Raw genomic sequence first — 2,247 nt, 5'->3', positions numbered from 1 at the left:
CTGCTTTTTGCCAATCCAAAAGGTAAAAACCCTGTTGACCTTGACCTGGCCTACCTTTTTGGGAAACCCCCTAAAACCGTTTTGGAAGATATAACCATAGAGTCTGAATATCAGGCTGTCAGCTACCATCCGGAAAAACTGTTTGACTATATCGCACAGGTATTGCAAATCGAATCTGTTGCCTGTAAAGACTGGCTGACCAACAAAGTGGACAGATCGGTTACAGGAAAAGTTGTCATCCAGCAATGTACCGGAAAATTACAGCTTCCGCTTAATGATGTTGCCGTTGCTGCTCTGGATTATATAGGGAAAAAAGGCATTGCTACCTCTATCGGCCATGCTCCTGTAGCCGGACTCATCAATCCTGAAGCAGGCAGCCGCCTGAGCACTGCAGAGGCTCTTACCAATCTGGTCTGGGCTCCACTCACTAATGGGCTGAAAGGTGTTTCACTGAGTGCCAACTGGATGTGGCCATCGCGGATTGAGGGTGAAAATGCCCGGCTTTACAAAGCTGTTCAGGCTGTCAGTGAATTTGCTGTGGCACTCGGAATCAATATACCAACCGGAAAAGATTCTCTATCTATGGTTCAGAAATACCCTGACGGTGAAAAAGTTATTTCACCCGGAACCGTGATAATCAGTGCAGTGGCTGAAGTTGATCATTTTACCAAAACCGTTACCCCTGATCTAAAGAAGGTTGAAAATTCTTCACTCATCTATATCGATTTTTCAAAATCAGAGTTTTCATTAGGTGGTTCAGCTTTTGCACAAATCAATAACTTTATAGGAAATGACACTCCGGATATTATTGATATTGAATACTTTAAAAAAGCATTTGACAGCATACAGCAGCTCATTCAAAACGGATGGATATTGGCCGGACACGATGTTTCTTCTGGCGGACTTATTACCTGTATGCTTGAAATGTGTTTCTCCGATAATGAAACAGGCTTTACGGCAGACTTAACCCATTTTGCTGAGAAAGACATCATCCGACTGTTATTTTCTGAAAAACCGGCTGTTGTTATTCAGGTTGAAAAGACTCAGGAAGTAACTGAATTTCTGGGAAATAATGGCATCAGCTATTTAATACTTGGTACCTCAAACTCACACAATGCCCTTCATATCCTGTCTTCAGAAACAGACATCAGCCTCGACATAAGTGAATACAGAGACATCTGGTACCGGACCTCCTACCTCTTCGACAGGAAACAATCAGGAGAACAACATGCACTTAAACGCTTTCAGAATTACAGCAAGCAGGAATTAACATTCCGTTTCCCCGAACATTTTAACGGGAAAAATACTGATTATCAGATCAATCCGTTAAGAAGAGAAAAGAGCGGAATAAAAGCTGCCATCATTCGGGAAAAAGGTGTCAATGGCGACCGTGAAATGGCATTCATGCTGTATCTGGCTGGTTTTGATGTTAAAGATGTACATGTTACTGATCTGATGTCAGGCAGAGAAGATCTCAGTGAAGTAAATCTGATCGTGTTTGTAGGTGGCTTTTCCAACTCAGATGTACTTGGCTCCGGAAAAGGCTGGGCAGGTGCATTCTTATACAATGAAAGGGCAAAAAAGGCACTTGAAAACTTCTACAAAAGAGAGGATACCCTTAGCCTCGGCATCTGCAATGGCTGCCAGGTGATGGTGGAACTTGGGTTAATCTATCCCGAACATAGTCAACATCCTAAAATGCGCATCAACGATTCCGGTAAATTTGAATCTGCCTTTCTGTGTGTTGATATACTTGATAATCATTCTATTATGTTAAAGTCACTAGCAGGGTCACGATTGGGGATATGGGTGGCTCATGGGGAAGGGAAATTCAGCTTGCCTGAACATGAAGAGAAATATCATATTCCTGTTAAATATACCTATCACGAATATCCAGGACTACCAAACGGCTCTGATTATGCAGCAGCAGCCATCTGCTCTGCAGACGGACGCCATCTGGCTATGATGCCTCACCTTGAAAGAGCTTTTTATCCACATCAATGGGCTTACTACCCACCTGACAGAAAAGCGGATGAAATCACTCCATGGATAGAAGCTTTCGTCAATGCAAAAAAATGGATAGAATCCAGATAGTAAGGATTTGTTGAACCTAATGATGAGATTTATGCCACCCCTTCGGGGTTTGAGCATCATTTTAGGGCACGGTTATATCATCATGTCAGCCCTTCGGGCTTTTTTCCCTATTTCCTCCGAGGTTATCATCATGTCAGCCCTTCGGGCTTTTTT

General features: G+C 42.9%; 1 protein-coding gene. It reads left to right on the top strand.

The features are described 5' to 3' along the window. A partial coding sequence (locus tag GX437_10035) for a phosphoribosylformylglycinamidine synthase (GenBank protein NLJ07996.1) occupies positions 1-2,094 on the top strand: 2,094 nt, incomplete at its 5' end. Positions 2,095-2,247 lie beyond the last annotated feature (153 nt).

The sequence above is a fragment of the Sphingobacteriales bacterium genome (genome assembly GCA_012517435.1).
GTDB lineage: Bacteria > Bacteroidota > Bacteroidia > CAILMK01 > JAAYUY01 > JAAYUY01.
The sequence above is the reverse complement of the archived record's forward strand: the minus strand, read 5'-3'. Positions and strand labels throughout refer to the sequence as shown.